Source organism: Novosphingobium sp. AAP83 (genome assembly GCF_001295795.1).
Classification (GTDB): domain Bacteria; phylum Pseudomonadota; class Alphaproteobacteria; order Sphingomonadales; family Sphingomonadaceae; genus Novosphingobium.
In genome coordinates, this window is the sequence record NZ_LJHY01000016.1 from 96,268 (window position 1) to 117,631 (window position 21,364).

Consider the following 21,364-nt stretch of genomic DNA (forward strand, 5'->3'; position numbering starts at 1 on the left):
TTGCGACGATTAGGGTGGAGCGCATGTCAGACTTCTCATTCACCCCGGTCCTGCCCCTTGCCGACCTTGCTGAAGGAACTGCGGTTCCTGTCGCACCAAGAGGGGAGGCCGTGTTGCTATGCATGGATGAAGGGGTGGTTTATGCAATCGAAAACCGTTGCTCGCACCTTTCGGAATCGCTGGCTTCCGGAAAGATCAAATGGGGCTGCATTGCATGCCCGATCCATGGCGCTCGGTTCGATCTTGCGACTGGCGAAGCCTTGAGCGGGCCTGCAAAAAAAACCATTCGTTCATTCGCCGTGCGTATCAGGGATGGCATGATAGAAATTGCAAGCAACATATAGGCATCAACCCATCTGAACGACCGGCCCTCAAAATGCCCATGCGGTCATACCCCGTTTTTTCCACCACCAGGTTGGTGGATCGGATACGAGCGCGGCTGCGCTTATAGCCCCCAATGGGAATGGCAAGGGCGCCTGACACGGCTGAAACGCCCCTCCCCATCACCCCGGCGATGATGCTGCCGGAAGGGCAAATCCGTTTGACCAACCACTCCGGCATAGCAGTATGATGGGAGAAGAAAAAAATGAAATCCCGCTGAGGGAGGGGAGAGCATATGATCAAGACCAATGCGATAGGCGTACTGATGACAGGGGTGGGCATGCTTGCCATCGCTCAACCGGCACTCGCTCAAGCAAGCGCGAACCCGCAACCGGCGGCTGATGCAGTCTCGGACGCAGACATCATCGTCACCGCCCGCCGGCGGAATGAAAGTGTGCAAGACGTGCCGGCTACCGTGCAGGCCGTCACCGCTGATACGATCGAAAAGCTCAATCTTCGCAAGCTCGAAGACATCCAGGCTGTTGTCCCCGGGCTTAACCTTGTTGCAAATACCAACGGGATCGGCGCAACCTCGACTATTCGCGGCGTAGATTACAGCGTTAACGCTTCAGGCAACAACGGCACAATCGAATTCTACCTCAACGACAGCCCCTTGGCTGCCGGCGTCTTGTTCCAATCGATGTTCGATTTGGGCCAAATCGAAGTTCTGCGCGGCCCTCAGGGGACACTGAAGGGCCGCTCGACTCCATCTGGGTCGATTTCGATCTCTACCCGCAAGCCTGATCTTGATGCCGTTGGCGGCATGGTAAACGCAACCGCAAACAACATCGGGGGCTACAACGTCAACGCTGCGCTGAACATTCCTGTTGTCGCAGGCAAGCTGGGCATTCGCGTTGCAGGCATCAGCAGCGATGATGATGGCAGCGAAGTTCGTCCGCTCAATGACGCACAAGCGCTTCGGAACGAAGGCCAAGGCATTCGTGCCAGCGTGCGCGCTGATCCGTTCGACGGCGTTCTGCTGCTTGACTTGATGTACCAAGGTTTCCGCCGCAAATCGCTACAGTACAATCAGGTAGAATCATTCAACCGGATCAATGCTGCTGCCGGAGCAAGCCCCGTTGCGATCCGTGCTGAGGACCGCCGGGCCGTCGATGGCTTCCCCATCGAAAATGACCAGCGCTTCAAGGTTTACAGCGGTAGCGCACAGTTGGCGCTCGCTGGCCAGCGTCTGACATACACAGGTCTACACCTGAAGCAGGATTTTGTTTCTTTACAACCTTCTGACAATGCCGGCATTTTTGTCAATGACTCCGTTACATCTGCTGGCGTGACAAGCCGCTTTGGACCGCGAACGCAGACCAACGGCAAGAGCACCTCGCACGAAATCCGTCTGCAAAATGATGATCGCGTGGCTGGCATCTTCGACTATGTCATCGGCTACCTCGATTATAAAACATCATCACCATCTGTGCTGACTCGCGCGATCGGAATTAGTGTCGTCAATAATCCGGTCCTTGGCACACGGCTGCTGAGCGTTGCTCAGGTCCCGGTCAACCGTGGCCAAGAAACGCAAGAAAAGTCGTTCTTCGGCAATATCTCCGCGCAGCTCGGTGATTCATTGGAGATATCGGGTGGATTGCGTCGCGTTAATTACAAGGCACAGTCAAACGTTTTTGTTCGTGGCGTAGAGCAAACTCTTGCGACTCTGAATCTTGATGAATCAAAGACGATTTACTCCGGCTCGATCCGCTACAAGGTTAGCGACGACGTGCTCGTTTATGCAAACACAGGCACATCGTTCCGCCCTAGCAACGTCGCTGTTGGAGGTATTCTGGCTCTTCTTGCGCCAACGCCAACTCAAGGCGCGTTTTTCCGTTCACAGCCGGAAACCTCGCGGTCGTATGAAGTTGGCTTCAAGGCCGACCTTCTTGACAAGCGGTTGCGCTTCAACTTGGCGGCTTTCCACCAGAAGTTTGACAACTACCCATTTCTCGCCCCAGGCGCGGGTGTGATCGTCGGCGATGCATTCAGAAATTCCGTAACGACCGCCCCGCTGTTGGCCAGCGTGCCAGTTACGGCTAAGGGCATTGAAGCTGAGCTTCAAGCTAACCCAATTGACGGCCTGACGTTTGGTGCTGTGATGTCCTACGCCAAAGGGCAGATAAACAATGGACAGCTACCTTGCCTTGACGTCAATCGGGATGGCATACCCGATACTCTTACCACGCAGCCAACTTTTGCCCAGATTAATACGGCAACAGGCGGTAATTTGGTAAGTGTATGCCCAACAAACCAGCGTTCAAATTCAGCACCGCTCTTCAACGCAGCGCTGACTTCTGAATACACGGCATCGGTTAGCCGGAACGTGGACGGCTACTTTCGTGGTTTGTTCACTTACAACGGCGCATCACAGACCGACCCGGTGAACGCATTCGATGATCAGGGGGCCTTTGGAATCCTGAACCTTTATCTTGGTGTCCGTGATCCAGACGGTGCTTGGGAAGTATCGCTGTTTGGCAAGAACATCACTAACACGTTCAAGGTTCTGAACCGGTCTAACGGCGCGATCCAAACCGAACTGCAGGCAGGCGTCCCGCTTGGTGGCGGGCTGACTTCATCCGGTTCGTCGTCGCTTACCAACTACTCAGGCGATCTGCGCGTAACCGCACCGCGTGAGTTCGGCATCAACCTGCGCTGGGCTTTCGGCTCACGCTGATCGTACCCACCAAGTTACAGTTATGAAAAACCGCCCGGTGGAATTGTCCACCGGGCGGTTTTTTAGTGTTCGTCTAGCCCGCTATTGAGCGATGATGATCTGCACGCCAGCGTCCTGTAAAACGGCGTCCATATGTGGCGGCACTGCATCGGTTATGATGGTGTCAATTTCATCCAGCCCGCACACAATCGCGCCTGACTGGGTTTGAAACTTGCTGCTGTCGACGAGCAGGATGACATCTTCCGCCCGGTCAATCAGTCGGCGTTCAGCCGCTACAAGCACCACATCGGCCTGCATCACGCCTTGCGCCCCGATGGCAGCAGCGCCCATGAACAGACGGGGGGCGTGAAAGCGCGGCATCGATTCCTCGCCTGCTGCAGCAAGGATGATGTTCTGTTCGCGAAATACCGTGCCGGAAGGGACGAGTATCCTTGTTCCCTCCTGTGGCAACAAGGCATCAACGATGTGCAGAGAATTCGTCAATACCTGCATCTTCAGACCGGCTAGGTGCGAACACATTTGCAGGGTGGTGGTGCCCCCATCGATCATGATCCCCTCCCCCGGTTTACACATGGCAGCAGCAGCCCGCCCGATGGCCTGCTTGGCGGCAAGATGCCGGGTAATGGATTGATCGAAGGGTGTCCCGCCCAACCGATCAGGCGCGCGGCCGGGCTCGTCGGGCATTTTGGCGCCGCCTCGGACGCGCACGATGATGCCTTCGCTCTCAAGGCGTGCCAGGTCGCGACGGATGGTGGCTGGTGACGCATCGAGGAGGGCTTCGAGTTCACGATAACTCACAAAGCCCCATGGCCGCATGGCTTCGACGATCAGACGCTCCCGCTCAGCCGCATGCATTTTTCACCCAACTTCCCGTCACAACCCTAACCGGGGGTTACTTGCCGTTCGACTTCGATCTGTTCAAGCGATTTACCCTCGTTTCGCGGTGCCCAGATGTAGCCGATCAGGCCTGACGCGACAAGGAAGCCGGTCAGAATCCAAGCTAACGTCTTGAAATCTGCAGCAGCGAGCGCCGGAACGGCAAGGCTCCAGATACCCAGACCGATGCGTACGATCGCAAATGTCATGCCCTGTGCCGTCGAGCGGATCGAGGTCGGGAAAAGCTCGGAGCTCCAAAGCTGGAAGAAGCTTTGTGCGCCAAAGCCGCCGGCAATGCCCATGATCAGGATGTGCACAATCACCACCGGAAGGGTGAACGGGAGAACGGCGAGCAGCAGCATACCCCCAACGTGCATTAGCGCGGAGATGCCAAACAGGGTGCGCTGGTTGACCTTGTCGGACAGCGTCATGAAAATCGCCAGTATCGAGAAAATTCCGATGGCAAAGTAGCTGGCCGGGACAACGGTCTCGGCCCAGACCGGCAAGTTGTTTTGCGCGATCAGATAGGGAGTGAAAAAGCCGTTGTAGCCCGCCCACAGGTTCCAGAAGCCATACATGCAAATCAGATAGAACATCGAACGCAGATACCGGGGACTGAACAGTTCGCGCCAATCAACGCCGGGCACCTTACCCGCACGTGCAGCCCGGCTTTCTTCCCAGCGTTGCGATTCCTTCATCCGGCTTCGCAAAAAGGTGAGTGCGACAGCCAGCACCGCAAGATGGATGAACAGCCAGCGTACGCCATCAATGCCGAAAGGTTTGAGAAAATAGGCCGCGCCCAGAACGACAACCGGGCCAAGATACCACAGCATTTGCGCCACGCCGGAATGCGCGCCGCGCTTCGTATCGGGAGCCTGTTCTGCAATCAGAGACCAACTGGCGGGAATATCTGCCCCCACCGCAAGGCCGACAAGAAGGAAGCCGACAATGATCATCCATGCCGCACTGGCAAAGATCAGGAAGAGCATACCGAAGGCGTAAAACAGCATGTCGTACTGGTATATCTTCTTTCGCCCCAGACGGTCGCACAGCCAGCCACCGATGAATGCGCCGATCCCTGCAGAGATGGCGTTGGCACTAAAGGCCGCAATCAGCCCGATGAAGCTGTCAGACAGTCCGTACAAGTCCTTCCAAAGTGCGAGCGCCACCGAGCCAGAGACAATCGAGCCAGAGTCTATGTAGTTCGCAAGTCCGGCAAGAGTCGTGTCGCGCCAACTGCCCTGTTCGCTCGTTGCCGTGGCCATCTCAAGTGTCCCCCACCAATAGTGTCCGGTTTATGTCTGCAATTCTGGTTGTGCCTGTCAGCGCCATGGCGACCCGCATTTCCGCTTCGATCAGGCCCAGCATCTTTGAAACCGCCGCTTCGCCGCCCGCAGCGAGGGCATAAGACCAGGCACGGCCCAGGAGCACGCCCTTTGCCCCGAGCGCCAGGAAGCGCACCACATCCAGTCCGGACCGTACACCACCATCGGCCAGCACGGTCAGCCTATGACCCACCGCATCGACGATGGTTGGCAGGGCGCGCGCGGTAGAGGGAACTCCGTCGAGCTGCCGCCCGCCGTGATTGGAAACGACAATCCCATCCACGCCGGCATCTGCTGCCAGTCGGGCATCCTCAGGGTCAAGGATGCCCTTGATGATGATCGGGCCATTCCAATGCGCGCGAATGAAATCCAGATCGCTCCACGCAATCGCCGGGTCGAAGTTGTTGCGCATCCAAGCGAAAAAGTCTTCGATGCCGGTCTTACCCTTCAGCACCGGCGCGACATTGCCGAGATGATGTGGGCGCCCCATCACTCCGACATCCCACGCCCAGTCCGGCCGGATCATCGCCTGCATCGCGCGCAAAACCGCGCCCTTCCATCCGGCTGCACCTGCAAGCCCTGTTCGGTAATCACGGTAGCGCGTGCCCGGCACCGGCATGTCCACCGTGAATACAAGAGCCGAACAGCCCGCAGCAGCGGCTTTAGCAAGCATATCCTTCATGAATCCGCGATCACGGATCATGTAGAGCTGGAACCAGAACGGCTGCGTAGCGGCCTGCGCCACTTCACCGATCGTGCATGCCGAAACCGTCGACAGCGTGAAGGGAACATTGGCCTTGTTGGCTGCACGAATGGCCTGACATTCGCCCCGGCGCGCGTTTAACCCCGCCAGCCCGATAGGCGCAAGCGCCACCGGCAGACTTTGGCGATGGCCGAAAAGTTCCGTCGACAAATCAATGCCCGAAACATCGCGCAAAATGCGTTGGCGCAGGGCGATATTAGCCAGATCATCAGCATTACGGCGCAAGGTGACTTCGGCGTATGACCCGCCGTCCATGTATTCAAACAGGAAGCGCGGCAGGCGGCGCCGGGCTGCCTCACGGAAATCGGCAATATTGGCAACGATCATGGGTGTGGCTCGAATGCAGCGCGCCACTGCTCGCGATAGGCTTGAATATCGCCCGAAAGCGGCTCCACCGGGGTCAGATCACCTTGCGGGCGCAAATCCGGATTGAGCAAGCGGATTGCGCCAAACGAGACATCGTTATGCGCATTAGCGGTAAGCACCTGCGTTTGCGGGCGCAAGGCGGCAAGTGCGTGTACGAACACTTCCGCCTCGGCAAAGCGCCCCTCGACCAGCAAGCAACCGCGCGAACCGATAAGATCGAGAGCCGCGTCTGCCACCAATGCAGCATAAAGACACATCGCTGCACGGCGCGCGTGCCAGTCGGTAGGCTCGGAAATCCAACGGGCCCCGTGATCCGGGAACGGACCGCAACCCGGTGCCAGTGTTGGTAAGAGCATCGCGCCACATTCAAGCAGCCCCGGGACTGCCGCAAGTAATGCGGGCTGATCCGGCTTTATATCGACACGGCGGGTGTCGATCCCGATTACGCTTTCAATCTCGCGGCCACCCATGAACCGTGCCGATGGTACCGGGCAACCCTCGACATCGACATTGATCAGGCAATCGCGCCCGGCAGGAAGCACCGCCGATTCGGCTACTTCACCCGGCCTGCGCATGGCAATGAACCATGTGCCGGTGGACAGCACAGTCGCATCCTGATCGGCGAGTTCGGCAAAACCGTGCGCGGCGTGAAGCGCGGCATTTGAATCATGAAGTCCCGCCAGGACGCGGACATCTGCGGACAAACCCGTTGCTCTGGCAATCTCCGGGCGCAACCTGCCCGCCGTATCACCCGCCAAAACAAGCGGCGCAAACCGGGTGGCCCAGCCGAGGCGCTGTGCCATCGGGGAGAAATCGCGGCTGGCAGGTTCCCATAAATCGGAATGACAACCGAGGCTTGTCACTTCGCTGACGGACTTGCCCGACAGGAACCATGCCCAGTATTGCGCCCATGGCAGAAGTGTTGCTTCTGCCATGGCTTCTGGATGAATCCGCTCGGCCCACCAGATTTGCGCACCAAGATTTAGCCCTGCCGGAAGCTGCGGTGATCCTGTCACCTCGAACGGATCACGCTGCGCACGATACGTTTCAAAAACGTCGTCAGGGATCGATTGCTCGTAGTCGAGCGGCGGGAACGCAAGGTTATCGTTCCGGATTGCAGCAAAAGCCGCGGCATGGCCAACCGGCACAATCGCCTGCACCGGATAACCTGCATGAGCGGAGAGGGCTTCGATCAGCCATCCGCCGATGCCTTCGACATCAAGGCGACGCAACCCGCCGGCCAGAAACGGCGTGTTCGGGCGGGTTTGCCGATCGAGCAGACGTCCGTCCGCATCCCAAAGCGTCACCTTGCTCAAGGTCTTGCCCAAATCGATCACTATCGTTGCGCCGATTTTCAAGCGCGGCTCCCTACCCAAACACCCTAAATCGCTCACTATCAATCATTATTGATCTTTTCCACTAAAATTGTTAGCGGGGCAACCGAGCGGCCAACACGCTGCAACTCAGCTTCAAAGGGATGCGATGACTGCACAAGACAACATTTTGGCCCGCAGCCCTACGGCGCTGCCATTCGCGGTGCCGTCCAGCCGGTAGGATGAAGGAATAGCGGAAAAGCTTTCGCCCGCCGAACTTTTGCTTTATCGCTCCAACCTGCTGGGTTCGGATCTGACCGTAACCAATTTCGGCGGCGGAAACACGTCGGCCAAACTGACAGAAACCGATCCGTTGACCGGCGAGGCGGTTGAAGTGCTTTGGGTCAAAGGTTCGGGCGGCGATATTGGCTCGATGAAGCTGGGCGGGTTTTCGACGCTTTATCAAGAAAAGCTGCTGGGGCTCGAAGTGCATTATGCTGGCCCCGAAGATGACGATAAAATGGTGGGTTGCCTGCCACACTGCACATTCAATCTGAACAACCGTGCGGCCAGCATAGATACGCCCCTGCACTCGCTGCTTCCCTTTGCCCACGTTGATCATGTCCACCCTGATGCCATCATCGCACTGGCAGCATCCGCCGGAGGCGAAGCTGCGACTAAGGCAATCTGGGGTGGCAAGATCGGTTGGCTGCCGTGGAAGCGCCCCGGCTACACGCTAGGCGTCATGCTGCGCAATTATGTTGCAGCAAATCCCCAGGTTAACGGTGTAATGCTTGCTGGCCACGGGATCATCTGCTGGGCCGATAGCGCAAGGGCTTGCTACGAACATACGCTCAAGTTGATTGCCGATGCTGCAACTTACCTGAACTCGAAGCTGGTGAATAAACCTGCATTTGGTGGCCAGATCGTTGTACCTAATCCTGACCGTGCGGCGATTGCTGCCGATCTTATGCCGCGCCTACGCGGAATGATGATCGGAGCGCGCGCCAAGCTTGGTCATTATTCGGATGATGCCGAAACGCTTGAATTCACAGGCTCTGCCGATTTCATACGCCTTGCAGCTTTGGGCACATCCTGCCCCGATCACTTCTTGCGCACCAAGATTGCACCGCTTGCGCTGGATCCTGCAAAGCTGCAAGACGATGTATACCTTGAAAGCCAAATCTCGGATTACCGCGCGATGTACGCTACTTATTATGAGCGGTGCAAACGTCAGAATTCGCCAGCCATTCGCGATTCCAACCCCATCGTCGTTCTCGTTCCCGGCGTTGGCCGCATCACGTTTGCAGGCGACAAGACGACCGCAAGGCTAGCGGGTGAGTTTTACGGCAACGCGATCAACGTGATGCGCGGCGCCGAGGCCATCGGCGGCTACATCGCGCTTGATGAACAAGAAGCCTTCGACATCGAATATTGGCTGCTTAAGGAAGCCAAGCTACAGCGTATGCCCGCATCAAAACCGCTGGTGAGCAAGATTGCGCTCGTCACCGGTGGTGCTGGCGGGATTGGCGCTGCCAGCGCTGCGCGCTTGCTGCGTGAAGGGGCCTGCGTGATGCTGGCTGACCGTGATGCAACCGCTATCGAAGATGTCCACGCAGCCTTTGCCTCCCAATTCGGTAAGGACGTCATTCGCTCTACAGTATGCGACGTGACTGATGAAGCTCAGATACAAGCGGCCTTTGATGCAACGGCGCGCGAATTTGGCGGCCTTGATGTGCTCGTGGCCAATGCCGGTATTGCGTCGTCTGCGGCGCTTGAAGACACGACGATCGATCTTTGGAACCGCAACTATGATGTGCTGGCGCGCGGGTATTTCCTGACCGCCCGTGCCGCTTGGCCTTTGCTGAAACGGATGAAGGCGCTAGGCGGAACCTCAGTGGTATTCATCGGATCGAAAAACGGTGTTGCAGCTGCCACCAACGCCAGCGCCTATGCTTCGGCCAAAGCTGCCGCAAATCACCTCGCACGCTGTCTGGCGCTCGAAGGTGCCCCCGCTGGCATCCGGGTGAATACCGTCAATCCTGATGCGGTGATCAAGGGAAGTCGAATTTGGGATGGCGATTGGCGACAGGAGCGGGCCGGCGCACACGGAATTGATTCCGGTGCCGAGCTTGAGGAACATTATCGCAAGCGTTCAATGCTGGGACGCGATGTCCTGCCAGCAGATATAGCCGAAGCTGTGTACTTCCTCGCAAGCGACATGTCTGCCAAGTCTACCGGCAACATGATCAATGTCGATGCAGGCAATGCACAAGCTTTCACGCGCTGAACACCGGGCAGAGGAAACCATAAACATGAGCAATTTGCCCATTTCTGCCGATTTGATTGCAGAGCACAATGCCGTCCGCACCGACGCGCTGGAGGATGATTACGCTGCCCTTGGCCGCAAGCTGGCGCGCACAGGTGTTGACATCGCAGCGGTGAAAGCACGCCTGGCCGATTTTTCCGTCGCAGTGCCTTCGTGGGGCGCAGGACGCGGCGGCACGCGCTTTGCCAAGTTCCCGATCCCAGGTGAGCCCACCAATATCCACGAAAAACTGGCCGACTGCGCGGTCATCAACCAGCTATCGCAAATGACGCCGCGCGTAAGCCCGCATTTCCCTTGGGACAAAGTCAGCGATTTTGCCGGCTTGCGCGAGGAAGCGGCCAGCCTTGGCCTCGGCTTTGATGCGGTCAATTCGAATACCTTCCAGGATCAACCGGGCCAGGCGCACAGCTACAGCACCGGTTCGTTATCCTCGACTATCGAGGCGACGCGCCAACAGGCGGTGGAGCACAATATCGAGTGCATAGAAATTGGCCGCCAACTCGGTTCGACCGACCTGACCGTGTGGGTTGGGGATGGTACCAACTTCCCCGGCCAGCAGGATTTTGTCCGCAGCCTTGATCGTTATCTCGACGCAGCCTCACAAGTTTATGCCGCTTTGCCAGATGATTGGCAGATGCTGCTCGAACACAAGATGTTCGAACCGGCCTTTTATTCGACCGTGATCTCGGATTGGGGTTCTTCGATTTTGGCCGCTCAAGAGCTTGGCCCCAAAGCCAAATGTCTGGTCGATCTGGGACACCATGCGCCGAATATGAATATCGAGCAGATCGTGGCCCGCCTGCACCGCTTCGGCAAGCTTGGCGGGTTCCATTTCAACGACAGCAAGTATGGTGATGACGATCTGGATTCAGGATCAATCAACCCACACCAGTTGTTCCTCGTGTTCAATGAACTTGTAGAGGCAGAAGCCAATCCGCGCGCCAATGAGCGTGAGGGGGGCTTCAACCCCAGTTACATGATCGACCAATCGCATAACGTGACAGATCCGATTGAATCCATGCTGTCGTCGGCCGAAGCTATCGCCCAGTGCTTTGCAAAGGCTGTTCTGGTGGATCGCGAGGCTCTGCATGAGGCGCAGGCATCGAACGACACGATGATGGCGTTCCAGGCACTGCGCCGGGCCTACAATGTTGATGTAAGCCCGATTATTGCCAAGGCGCGCGCCGAAGCAGGTGGCGCTATTGACGTTCTGGCGGCTTACCGGAAAAGCGGATGGCGGCAGCGCAAGGCGCAGGAACGCAAAGCAGTGGGTCTGGGCGCGGGCATCGTCTGATGCCCGATCCAGGTTAGCGTGAGGTCACGTTGATTGCACGCTAACCTGCAAGTTGACGGACATTGTTGACAGGTCCACAAGTATGTCATAGTGACAACGACACACAGACGGAGAGTGTCATGCCAACCAGTACACGCTTTGCAGTTGCGGTTCATGTGTTGACCGCGCTTGCAGTCAGTGATGGCAAGCCGATGCGGTCCGAAGACCTGGCATTCTCGGCCAACACTGGAGCAGTGGTTATCAGGGGGCTGCTGTCCCGCCTGAATGACGCAGGGCTGACCCGCTCCCAGCTTGGCGCTGGCGGAGGGGCCTTGTTGGCAAAGCCTTCAAATGAAATCAGGCTGATTGATGTCTACGAAGCGGTTGAGGATACGGAATTGTTTTCGACCCATCGCACGCCGCCTTGCCAGAGCTGTGCGGTGGGCGGCAACATTCTGGCCGCAATGCAGCCAGTACTTGCCCAGGCCCGTCACGCCATGGAGAGCGAGCTGGCAGCATCGTCCATTGCCGATATAGCAACGGAAGTAGCGCGGCTGGGCAAGTTCTCGATCCCACTGGTGTGGTGATGCTTTGGCCATAAATGTCATTACGTCATCGACGCACAAATATAGGGTAAAAGCTCACGCCGGGCCAATCTTCCCGATCCATCTGCCCGCCGGGGTGACAGATGGTGATCTGCAACCAACCCCGCTTCTGGAGAATGACATGAGCATTGGCATTATCGGTTCAGGCGCACTGGGTTCAAGCTTGGCGCGCGCTTTCGCCAGAAAAGGAATCCACGCGATCATTTCCAACAGCCGAGGCCCTGAATCGCTGGCTCCGCTTGTGGAGGAACTGGGCGGATCGATTACCGCCGGCACGGTTAAGGACGCCGCCAGCGCCGATATCGTCATCGCCGCCATCCGCTGGTCAGACGCAGAACGCGTCCTGGGTGCCCTGCCCGCATGGAACGGCCGAATTGTTGTGGACGGCACGAATGCGGTCGAATTCCTCGTTCCAGGTTCGCCCGAAACCAGAGACCCCGCCAATCCGCTGGCCGCTTATGGCATCAAGGCGATTGATCTTGGGACTAGGCATTCAAGCGAAATATTCAGCGGATTTGTTCCGGGTGCGCGGGTTGTAAAGGCATTTAACCACCTTGATGTAAACGTTCTGTCTGAACCCGAAACTGTTGGCGGCCACCGTGTGTTGTTCTATTCAGGTGATGAAGCAGCCGCTAAGGCGGCTGTGCGCAAGGTCATTGAAGACACAGGCTTCTTCCCGGTTGATCTCGGGACGCTAGACGTTGGTGGCCCACTAGCCTCACTGCCGTTCGGTGCCCTATCGAACCACAACTTCATCAAGATCTAATGCTGGTCGCTGCGTGGGCCTGTTCCAAAACAGGCCCCCAGTGGTGGTCAACGTTGTTTGCGTTCGGCTGCGTGACCACGGCAGATACCAAAACGACTTTAAACCGAGGTTTTGCTCAGCGCGCTAGCCCGTCAGATGCGCGTTTGATAAGTTCGAATTGCAGCCTCTGGTGCTGAAGCGGGACTCCTGCTCCCTGCCGGCCTGCTTCCTGCCGGACAGCCTCGGTCAGGCTACACACCGCAGCTTGCGACATGGCAGCAATAGGTTGGCGGATTGTTGTTAATTCGGGCCAAATGGCGCGCGCCATTGCCGTGTCGTCAAATCCTGTGATCGAAAGATCGTGCGGCACCTCCAAGCCGCAACGGTGTGCAACAGCCACAGCGGCGGCGGCCATATCATCATTGCAAGCAAAGATTGCGGTAGGCCGCGGGGCAAGCGCAAGCAACTGCTCGGCGGCCCGCAAGCCGGATCGATACGTAAAGTCGCCGGTTTCGATCAGCGCAGGATCAAGATCGATCCCAGCCTTGGCCAAAGCGGCTTCGTATCCGCCTACCCGCAATGCGCTGGTCATTTGATTGGGATTGCCCGCTATCAACCCAATGCGCATGTGCCCTTGCGCGATCAGATGCGCCGTCATCGCATAAGCTGCCGCCTCATCATCAATCGTGATAACAGTTCCCCCCAGACCGGGAGCGCCTGTCGCTATGCGGGCAAACTCCAGACCGGCAGCGTCAAGTGCGGCAATCAGGTTTGCGTCATCACACAACGGTGGCGGCAAAATCACTCCGTCAATGCGGGATTTGCGCAAGCGGGCAGCAAGAGCCTTTGCGGTTTCAGGCGGGTTGAATTGTTCGACCACCAGCATGGCATCGCTGACACTGGCCTGCTCCAGACTGCCGATGAGCAGTTCGCTAAGGTACGCAGCGCTGGGATTCGTATGGAGCAGCGCGATCCGCACTTGCCGCCTCCCCGCCAGACTTCGTGCGGCGCGATTTGGCACATAACCTAGTTCAGAAATCGCCTTTGCCACTTTTTGCCGTGTGACATCAATTACGCGCGGATCGTCATTCACCACACGGCTGACGGTCATGGCAGAAACGCTGGCGTGGCGGGCAACATCAGTCAGGGTCACACTGCGTTCACCACCTCGCCGCCCCTGCTGTACCAATCCGGATGTTTCGCGCGGTGCCATCGTGCCTTAGCTAGCCGGTTGATCGTGGCTTGCAAACCTGTGCTTGCCAAATAGGTTGTGTTAGCGCTAACATTGCCGTAGAGAGTATGCGAAAAGGTCAGCAATGTTTCTTGGCATCGATATCGGCACGTCAGGCGTAAAGGCTGCCTTGCTGGAAGCAGACGGCACAATTGCGGCGCAAGCCAGTGCTCCATTATCGGTAAGTCGTGCGCACCCCGGATGGTCAGAACAGGATCCGGATGCCTGGATGCAGGCGACGGATACGGCAGTCCTCGGCCTTCCGGCTGCGATGCGCCATGTAGTCGAAGGCATCGGGCTTGCCGGACAGATGCACGGCGCCACCTTGCTGGACGCTGCTGACAAACCGCTCCGGCCCGCCATCTTGTGGAACGATGGTCGCAGCTTTGCCCAATGCGCGGAACTTGAACGGATCGAACCGCGTGCACAGGCGATCACCGGTAACATCGCGATGCCGGGCTTCACCGCACCCAAGCTTGCTTGGGTGCGCGCCCACGAACCTGACCTTTTTGCGCAAGTCCGCACTGTGTTGCTGCCCAAGGACTATGTGCGGCTTTGCCTGACGGGCGATAAAGCATCCGACATGGCGGACAGCGCCGGTACGCTCTGGCTTGATGTGGCCGCGCGCGAGTGGTCCGATGCCATGCTCGGCGCCACCGGCCTCACCCGCAATCACATGCCGCGCCTTTATGAAGGGAGCGAGATTACCGGCACGCTATCGGCGCAAACCGCCGCGCGTTGGGGCATGGGCAGTGTGCCCGTGGCTGCAGGCGGCGGTGATAACGCAGCGGGTGCTGCAGGCGTTGGCGTTGTGGCAGATGGCGATGCCCTGCTTTCGCTGGGGACATCAGGCGTGATCTTTGTAACGACCGCCAAGTTCCAGCCCAACCCCGCGCGCGCGGTCCATGCGTTTTGCCATTGCCTGCCGGATTTATGGCATCAGATGAGCGTGCACTTGTCAGCAGCCAGTTGCATCGATTGGGCTGCTCGGCTGGCCGGAATGGACGTGCTCGCTCTAATGGCACTCGCCGAGGCCGCCGGTCCTGACTGCGGGCCTGAACTGTTTCTGCCCTATCTTTCAGGTGAACGGACACCGCATAACGACCCAGACGTGCGCGGGGCTTTCATGCGCCTTGATAATGAAACCGATCCCGCACGCCTTGGTGCAGCAGTGCTTGAAGGCGTGGCCTTTGCCCATGCTGACGGGTTGGACGCCTTGCGTGAAGCCGGAACTGTAATCGATGCGGTGTCGGTGGTCGGTGGTGGTGCACGATCCCGCCATTGGGGCAAAATTCTGGCTTCGGTGCTGGACGTACAGTTGAATTATCTTGAAGGCGGTGAAGTCGGCCCTGCACTTGGCGCAGCCAAGCTGGCACAGATTGCCGTCACAGGCGCAAATCCAGCCGAGGTGTGCCAGCGCCCGCCCCTTCTCTTTAGTATAGAACCTGATTCCGAACTCTCCGCGCGCCTTGCCCCGAAGCGCGCCGCCTTCCGTGCTGCTTACGGCACAGTCCGCGATCTCTGAAAGGAAACCTCATGTCTGCCAGTTATTTCGCTGATTTTGCTACGGTCCGCTATGAAGGGCCAGATAGCGACAATGACCTTGCCTATCGCTGGTATGACAAAGACCGCGTGGTTCTGGGCAAGCGCATGGAAGACCATCTGCGCTTTGCGGTGTGCATGTGGCACACGTTCTGCTGGCCCGGTAGCGATGTATTTGGAGCAGGCACGTTCACCCGCCCGTGGCTTATCGGCCCCAACGACGCAGCAGCCGCCAAAGCGAAGCGTGAAGCCGCACTGGCTTTTGTCGAAAAGCTGGATGTGCCTTTCTATTGCTTCCATGATGTCGATGTGATGGCCGAAGCCGACGGCATTGCCGATTTCCGCAAGAGCTTTGCCGAAGCTGTCGATCATCTAGAAGAACTGCAAAGTCATCATGGCCGCAAGCTGTTGTGGGGCACCGCCAACCTGTTCAGCCACCCGCGGTATATGGCAGGGGCTGCTACCAATCCGGATCCAGAAGTTTGGGCATGGGGCGCATCACAAGTGCGCGATGCGTTGGAGGCGACACACCGTCTGGGAGGGGCAAATTATGTGTTGTGGGGTGGCCGTGAAGGCTATGACACCATCCTCAACACCGAGCTTGGCATCGAGCAGGAGAACTTCGGCCGTTTCCTTAGTCTCGTCGTTGATCACAAGCACCGCATCGGCTTTAAAGGTACTATCCTGATCGAGCCGAAGCCGCACGAGCCGACCAAGCATCAGTATGATTTCGATACGCAGACCGTTTACGGCTTCCTCAAGCGGTTCGGGCTGGAGAACGAGGTCAAAGTCAATATCGAGGCGAATCACGCGACGCTTTCAGGCCATACGTTTGAACACGAACTGGCAATGGCACGCGCTCTGGGCATTTTCGGATCAATCGATGCCAATCGCGGCGATCACCAGAATGGCTGGGACACCGATCAATTTCCCAATTCGGTTGAAGAACTGACGCTGGCGATGCTCGAACTTATCCGTGCAGGCGGGTTCAGCGATGGCGGCTTCAACTTCGATGCCAAAGTGCGCCGCCAATCCATTGATGCCGTGGATTTGTTCCATGGCCACATCGGCGGGATCGATACAATCGCCCACGCTTTGGTCAAGGCGGCGGCAGTTATCGAAGACGGCAAACTGGATGCATTCCGCAGCCAGCGCTATGCCGGATGGCAAGGCGCGCTGGGCCGCAAAATCCACGCAGACGGCACGACTCTGGCCACCATTGCCGATCTTGCGGTAGACCGCAACCTTGCACCGGTGCGGCAATCGGGTCGTCAGGAATGGTGCGAAAACCTGATCAACCGCGTCTGACGCAAGGGGCCGGACAGGTCACCGATCAAACAGGATCGAAACCCGCCGCACATCGCCCTCCAGATTGCCGTGCGGTGTGCGATAATCTGTTACCGAAACGCCGATATCCCTCCCGATGTCGAGCGTTTCGGTAAGCCCCGACGGGCTCAAGAATGTCTCGCCGATCTGGCCTGCCGCCATGGCGTTTTCGCCCTGCAGGATCGTGACCTTGCCGCCTTTGAACGGGCCTTCGGAATCAAACCGGAGGCGTAAAAGTCCGTTGCCCGGCACAAATGGCTTATCCGATGCGATCTTGAAAATCTGGTCGGGCTGCGTTGAGCGGGCGTAAACGAACACGGGCCGTCCCTGATCGAGGAACAGGCTAAAGCCCGCAAAGTGGCTACCGACAGCCATGACCACGCCCGAGGCATCCGCCTTGTCAGGCGCAAGGTCGGCCTCGATCGTATAGGACCGGCCAACCCAGACGGGTGAACGCAGCGCGGTCAGGCTAATGTCCTTACCCCAGAAATCATAGCGTTTGCGCATTTCCGGACGGATCAGCGTTCTTGCGCCACCAAACCGCGTATCCATCGGAAAAACGTTGTTGCGGGTGGCCTCACGCTGCCAGATTTCCGCCAGTTCCTGCATTTTGGCAGGGTTTGCGGCGGCAACATTCGTGTTTTGCGAAAAATCGCGTCGCAGATCATAGAGTTCCCATTCACCCGTGGCACGAGGGCCGCCGGGCGGAACTTTTTCCCAAGCCATGCGCCCGGTATCGCGCGATGCGAACCAACCATCGTGATAGAGTCCGCGCATTCCGCTCAGTTCGAAGTACTGCGTGCGGGGCTTGTCGGGCGCACATGCCGCAAGGCTGGGCAGCAGGCTTTGCCCGTCTACCGGCTTTTGCGCCACACCGTTCACTAGGGTCGGGGCAGGAATACCGACGGCTTGATAAATCGTTGGCGCAATATCAACGACATGGCCGAATTCGCCACATACTGTGCCTGTCTGCGCAATCTTGCCGTGCCAACTGGCGATCATGCCGTTGCGGATCGCGCCTAGCATCGATGGGTTTTGCTTTACCCAGCGCAGTGGCGCGTTCATCGCCCATGCCCATCCCACTGGATAGTTCTGGTATGTCATCGGGCCGCCAAGCTTCTGGACATTGGCGGCGAGCCATTCGGGTGCTTCCTTCAAGCCGTTGATATGCTGCAACTCATTTACCGTACCATGCGGCCCAGCCTCGCCGCTTGCACCATTGTCCCCCTGAATCGCCATGATAAGGGTGGAGTCTGACAAGCCCATCCGTTCAAGTTCTGCTATCACTAGGCCAAACTGTTCATCCTGATATGCCAACTGCGCTGCGGCCACCTCCATTGTACGGATCGCAAAGGCCTTTTCTTGCGCGGTCAGAGAATCCCAGGCTGGGATCTGCGCGGGGCGCGGCGTCAACTTGGTGCCTTTAGGGATGATCCCTGCTTTGATCTGCCGCTTAAAGCTGTCCTCGCGCACCTTGTCCCAGCCTTGATCGAACTGGCCATGAAAGCGCGTGATGTGTTCCTGCGGTGCTTGATGCGGCGCATGGGTTGATCCGGGCGCATAATAGGCAAAGAACGGTTTTTCCGGAGCGGCAGCTTTCTGGTTATGCACCCAGCTTATGATGTCATCAGCCAAGCGTTGTTCCAGCATCCGGCCCTTCCCCTCATCGGGATCAACGCGATTAGTTCCGCGATACAAGTTAGGATTATACTGGTCTGAATCGCCTGCAACGATGCCGAAAAAGTATTCAAAACCGAGGCTTGTCGGCCAAAAATCAAACGGCCCTGCCGCACTGTCATCGCCGTTTGGCAGGTTGTGATGCTTGCCAAACATTGCGGTGCTGTAACCGTTCAGGCGAAGCACTTGCGCAATCGTTGCCGTCTGCGGCCCGATTGCGCCGGTATAGCCGGGAAAGCCGGTCGGCGTATCGCTCAAATGCCCTACGCCCATGTTGTGGTTGTTGCGTCCGGTAAGCAGTGCCGCGCGTGTGGGAGAGCAGATACCGGTGGTGTGGAAGCGGTTGTAGCGCTGGCCATTGGCCGCGAGCCGGTCAAAATTGGGCGTTGGTACAGGCCCGCCAAAAGCGCTCGACATAGCAAAGCCTACATCATCTGCCATGAATAACAATACGTTGGGCGCCCCCTGTGGCGCGCGCAAAGACTGGTTGGTCGGCAATTTGGCGTCAAGAATGTTCTCGGCCACAACGCCGTCGAACGGCGCGGGCGGTATTGGCAGGACGGTGCGGTCTTGAGCTAGCAGCGGGGCGGCAGCTGACAGGGCGAGGCATGAAGTCAGCAGGAAACGAAGCTTCATAGACTGGATCCTTCGGCGACTTCGTTAGATGGTACGGACGCGGCAAGGCCTGCTGTGGCCATGACCAGCGCTGTTTCAAAAAGGTTTTGTGTTTGCGCAACTGAACGCTGCTCGCTTTGATCGGCAATCTGGAGGGCTGCGACGATCAGCGCGACGGCGAGGCGGATGCGTGTGTGTGCGTCAATTTCGAAGGTGGACTTTCGGGGCATTAATGTGGCGATCCGCCGCACCAAGGTGGCAGTTTCAGGGAAATCCGCATCCATCCCGCCTCGCGTTTCGATCATGCCGGAACGTTCAATTGCGGCCACAAAGCGGGCATACGAATGCTGCCCATCCAGATCCGTCTGTTCGAACAGCGGCAATGCAAAGGCGCGCATCAGGACCAGCAGGTTGTCGTCTGTTTCAGCCACCTCCGCTGCACACAAAAGCTCACCGCGGCGTTGGTCAATGGCTGGCAATCGGTGGCGATAGACGGCTTCGACCAGCGCTTCTTTGCTGCCGAAGTAATACGTGACGACGTTATTGTTTGCCGAGCCGATCGCCATGGCCAGTTGACGGGTTGAAACACCGTCAACGCCGTGCGCGGCAAACAGCCGTTCAGCCGCTTCCACTAAGGCATCGCTAGTCGCTTCTCTTCGTGGATCATGCCGTTTGCGCAATGGCTGGGCGCTCCTTACCTTGACGTTGCGGGTTATGAGGCATATGCCTTAATTTAGTCAAGCGGCCAGAATTTTGAGGCTGGCGATACAAGTTGGGGGCATAAATGTTTGAGCTGCAAAAGCAGGTTGCGTGCAAACTGACGGGCCTTGGCGCCGCACTTGCGCTGGTGTCTTGCGCGGGCTCTGTCGATATTTCCCGCCAATCGTTGAAAGCGGGCGCGACCTATGTGGCGATGGGCAGTTCTTATGCTGCCGGACCTGACCTTGGCCAGCCAAAGCCCGATATGCCAAAGCGTTGCAGCCGCGATAACGGTAGCTACCCTTCGCTATTGGCGGCGCGACTGAAGTTGAACCTGATCGACGCCACGTGCAGCGGTGCCACCACCGCGCATATCCTTGGCCCTTGGAACGAACTGTCGCCGCAAATTGATGCGCTGACGCCTGAAACACGGTTGGTGACGATCACTATTGGCGGCAATGATATCAACTATGTGCGCAACTTGTACGTCGCCACGTGTGACAGCGTTAAAATGCAGCGCGTATGTCCGCCGCTACTGATCCCCACAAATGCCGATTGGACCAAGCTTGAAGCAGACTTGCGCAAAATTGCTGATGAAGTGCGTCTGCGCGCGCCGAAAGCCAAGCTAGTGTTTGTTGATTACGTTACGCTGGTTCCCGAAGGCAAGCTTTGCTCATCAGTTCCAATGACAGATGCAAGTGCGCAAACAATGCGCCAGATTGCAGCACAATTTGCCGCAGTGACGGCAAAAGCCGCGCATGAAAGTGGCGCAGAACTGCTTAATGCGGGGGAGCTTTCAAAACAGCATACGCCTTGCGATGCCGATCCGTGGAGCATTGGTACACTGATGACACCCGGCACTGCGCCGTGGCACCCCAATAATGCCGGAATGCGTGGTATTGCGCGGGCTCTCGCCAGCAAACTTGTGGGTTAGACGAGCGCCGACCTTTTGCGGTCAATCAAAGCGATGATCGCATCGACGACCGTTTCGGAATAGGCGCTGAAGTCTGCTGCTTCGACGGTTTTGCGGCCAACAGTGTTGTGATACCATCCAGTGATTCCATAAATCAGCAGATTGGCCAGCGCGGTCCAATCGACGGCTTCGGGCCGGGGGTGGTCTGCAGCGCGTTCCATTTCGGTCGCCAAAGTTCGCACATATCCTGCCAGCGCATTCTCGCTACTGAGCCGCGCAATGTCAGGATTGGCCTTTGATGCGCTGGCCACCAGTCGGTTAAGCTGGAGGTATTCACTCCAGCCCAGCTGTTCACCCAGACGGCGCACATATTCGATCAAGCGGGGGCGGAGTCCAACAGGCAGCAAATCATTCGTTGCGCTTGCGCGTTCGTCCATTTGTTTGATCAGGCGGTCGAGCACGGCGCCCAACAAAGCATCTTTGCTGGCGTAGCGGGCGTAGAGCGTGCCTTTTGAAATGGCAGCGGCGGTGGACACCCTATCCATGCTTGTCGCATCTACCCCTTCATCCAGAAACAACTGCTGAGCCGCATCAAGGATGATCCGGTCAATTTCGGCTACGCGCGCGGCCGTGGGCCTGCCCGCGCGCCGTTTCTTTGGCAACTGTGCGGGAGCAATCAAAAAGGCAGTGTGCGATGTAGCCATGGCG

17 protein-coding genes are annotated in these 21,364 nt (G+C 57.8%); 9 read left to right on the forward strand and 8 right to left on the reverse strand.

What is annotated here, in order from left to right; genetic code table 11:
- The first annotated feature begins 23 nt into the window (after window positions 1–23).
- Window positions 24–344: a Rieske 2Fe-2S domain-containing protein gene (locus IP81_RS07230; RefSeq protein ID WP_054107320.1), complete on the forward strand. Its 321-nt coding sequence runs from the start codon at window positions 24–26 to the stop codon at window positions 342–344.
- A 272-nt stretch (window positions 345–616) separates the two neighbouring features.
- Window positions 617–3,058, forward strand: a complete 2,442-nt coding sequence (locus IP81_RS07235) for a TonB-dependent receptor (RefSeq protein WP_054107321.1) — start codon at window positions 617–619, stop codon at window positions 3,056–3,058.
- A gap of 81 nt (window positions 3,059–3,139) precedes the next feature.
- Here IP81_RS07235 and IP81_RS07240 read toward each other — a convergent pair whose 3' ends face one another.
- From IP81_RS07240 to IP81_RS07255, 4 genes are read right to left on the reverse strand one after another with little or no spacing between them, the layout of a single operon-like run.
- Window positions 3,140–3,913, reverse strand: coding sequence for a DeoR/GlpR family DNA-binding transcription regulator (locus IP81_RS07240; RefSeq protein ID WP_054107322.1), 774 nt, complete (start codon window positions 3,911–3,913; stop codon window positions 3,140–3,142).
- Window positions 3,914–3,939: 26 nt separating this feature from the next.
- Window positions 3,940–5,199 carry an MFS transporter gene (locus IP81_RS07245; protein ID WP_054107323.1) on the reverse strand — a complete coding sequence of 420 codons (1,260 nt, stop codon included), beginning with the start codon at window positions 5,197–5,199 and terminating at the stop codon, window positions 3,940–3,942.
- Window position 5,200: 1 nt separating this feature from the next.
- Window positions 5,201–6,349 (reverse strand): FMN-dependent L-lactate dehydrogenase LldD, encoded by a 1,149-nt coding sequence (gene lldD / locus IP81_RS07250; RefSeq protein WP_054107324.1) that lies wholly within the window; start codon window positions 6,347–6,349, stop codon window positions 5,201–5,203.
- Entirely contained in the window at window positions 6,346–7,746 is a 1,401-nt protein-coding gene (locus tag IP81_RS07255) for an FGGY-family carbohydrate kinase (RefSeq protein WP_054107325.1), read from the reverse strand. Before IP81_RS07255 ends, lldD begins: the two co-directional genes overlap by 4 nt.
- A gap of 205 nt (window positions 7,747–7,951) precedes the next feature.
- On the opposite strand from IP81_RS07255, the gene IP81_RS07260 reads away from it, so the two are divergent.
- The 4 genes from IP81_RS07260 to IP81_RS07275 all read left to right on the forward strand — a co-directional run bounded on the left by IP81_RS07260 (window position 7,952) and on the right by IP81_RS07275 (window position 12,674).
- On the forward strand, window positions 7,952–9,991 hold the full coding sequence (locus IP81_RS07260) for a bifunctional rhamnulose-1-phosphate aldolase/short-chain dehydrogenase (RefSeq protein WP_255352417.1): 2,040 nt from the start codon (window positions 7,952–7,954) through the stop codon (window positions 9,989–9,991).
- Window positions 9,992–10,016: 25 nt separating this feature from the next.
- Complete coding sequence (locus IP81_RS07265; RefSeq protein ID WP_054107326.1) at window positions 10,017–11,324, forward strand: TIM barrel protein; 1,308 nt, start codon at window positions 10,017–10,019, stop codon at window positions 11,322–11,324.
- Between the two features lie 119 nt (window positions 11,325–11,443).
- Window positions 11,444–11,890, forward strand: coding sequence for an Rrf2 family transcriptional regulator (locus IP81_RS07270; protein WP_054107327.1), 447 nt, complete (start codon window positions 11,444–11,446; stop codon window positions 11,888–11,890).
- A gap of 139 nt (window positions 11,891–12,029) precedes the next feature.
- Window positions 12,030–12,674 (forward strand): NADPH-dependent F420 reductase, encoded by a 645-nt coding sequence (locus IP81_RS07275; RefSeq protein WP_054107328.1) that lies wholly within the window; start codon window positions 12,030–12,032, stop codon window positions 12,672–12,674.
- Between the two features lie 115 nt (window positions 12,675–12,789).
- Here the strand turns inward: IP81_RS07275 and IP81_RS07280 are convergent, their stop codons facing one another.
- Entirely contained in the window at window positions 12,790–13,806 is a 1,017-nt protein-coding gene (locus IP81_RS07280) for a LacI family DNA-binding transcriptional regulator (RefSeq protein WP_231626261.1), read from the reverse strand.
- A gap of 163 nt (window positions 13,807–13,969) precedes the next feature.
- Between IP81_RS07280 and xylB the strand changes: the two genes are divergently transcribed.
- Both xylB and xylA read left to right on the forward strand, forming a co-directional pair.
- Window positions 13,970–15,409 carry a xylulokinase gene (gene xylB / locus IP81_RS07285; protein ID WP_054107329.1) on the forward strand — a complete coding sequence of 480 codons (1,440 nt, stop codon included), beginning with the start codon at window positions 13,970–13,972 and terminating at the stop codon, window positions 15,407–15,409.
- Window positions 15,410–15,420: 11 nt separating this feature from the next.
- Window positions 15,421–16,734, forward strand: a complete 1,314-nt coding sequence (gene xylA / locus IP81_RS07290) for a xylose isomerase (RefSeq protein ID WP_054107330.1) — start codon at window positions 15,421–15,423, stop codon at window positions 16,732–16,734.
- 18 nt (window positions 16,735–16,752) lie between these two features.
- Here xylA and IP81_RS07295 read toward each other — a convergent pair whose 3' ends face one another.
- On the reverse strand, window positions 16,753–19,065 hold the full coding sequence (locus IP81_RS07295; protein WP_054107331.1) for an arylsulfatase: 2,313 nt from the start codon (window positions 19,063–19,065) through the stop codon (window positions 16,753–16,755).
- The gene (locus IP81_RS07300; protein WP_197274561.1) at window positions 19,062–19,724 is read right to left on the reverse strand and encodes a TetR/AcrR family transcriptional regulator; all 663 of its coding nucleotides are present in this window, start codon (window positions 19,722–19,724) and stop codon (window positions 19,062–19,064) included. Before IP81_RS07300 ends, IP81_RS07295 begins: the two co-directional genes overlap by 4 nt.
- A 104-nt stretch (window positions 19,725–19,828) precedes the next feature.
- On the opposite strand from IP81_RS07300, the gene IP81_RS07305 reads away from it, so the two are divergent.
- A complete protein-coding gene (locus IP81_RS07305; protein ID WP_054107333.1) occupies window positions 19,829–20,677 on the forward strand; it encodes an SGNH/GDSL hydrolase family protein in 849 nt (282 codons plus the stop codon).
- On the opposite strand, the gene IP81_RS07310 is transcribed toward IP81_RS07305, so the two are convergent.
- The gene (locus tag IP81_RS07310) at window positions 20,674–21,360 is read right to left on the reverse strand and encodes a TetR/AcrR family transcriptional regulator (RefSeq protein ID WP_054107334.1); all 687 of its coding nucleotides are present in this window, start codon (window positions 21,358–21,360) and stop codon (window positions 20,674–20,676) included. The two genes, IP81_RS07305 and IP81_RS07310, sit on opposite strands and share 4 nt — an antisense overlap.
- Window positions 21,361–21,364 lie beyond the last annotated feature (4 nt).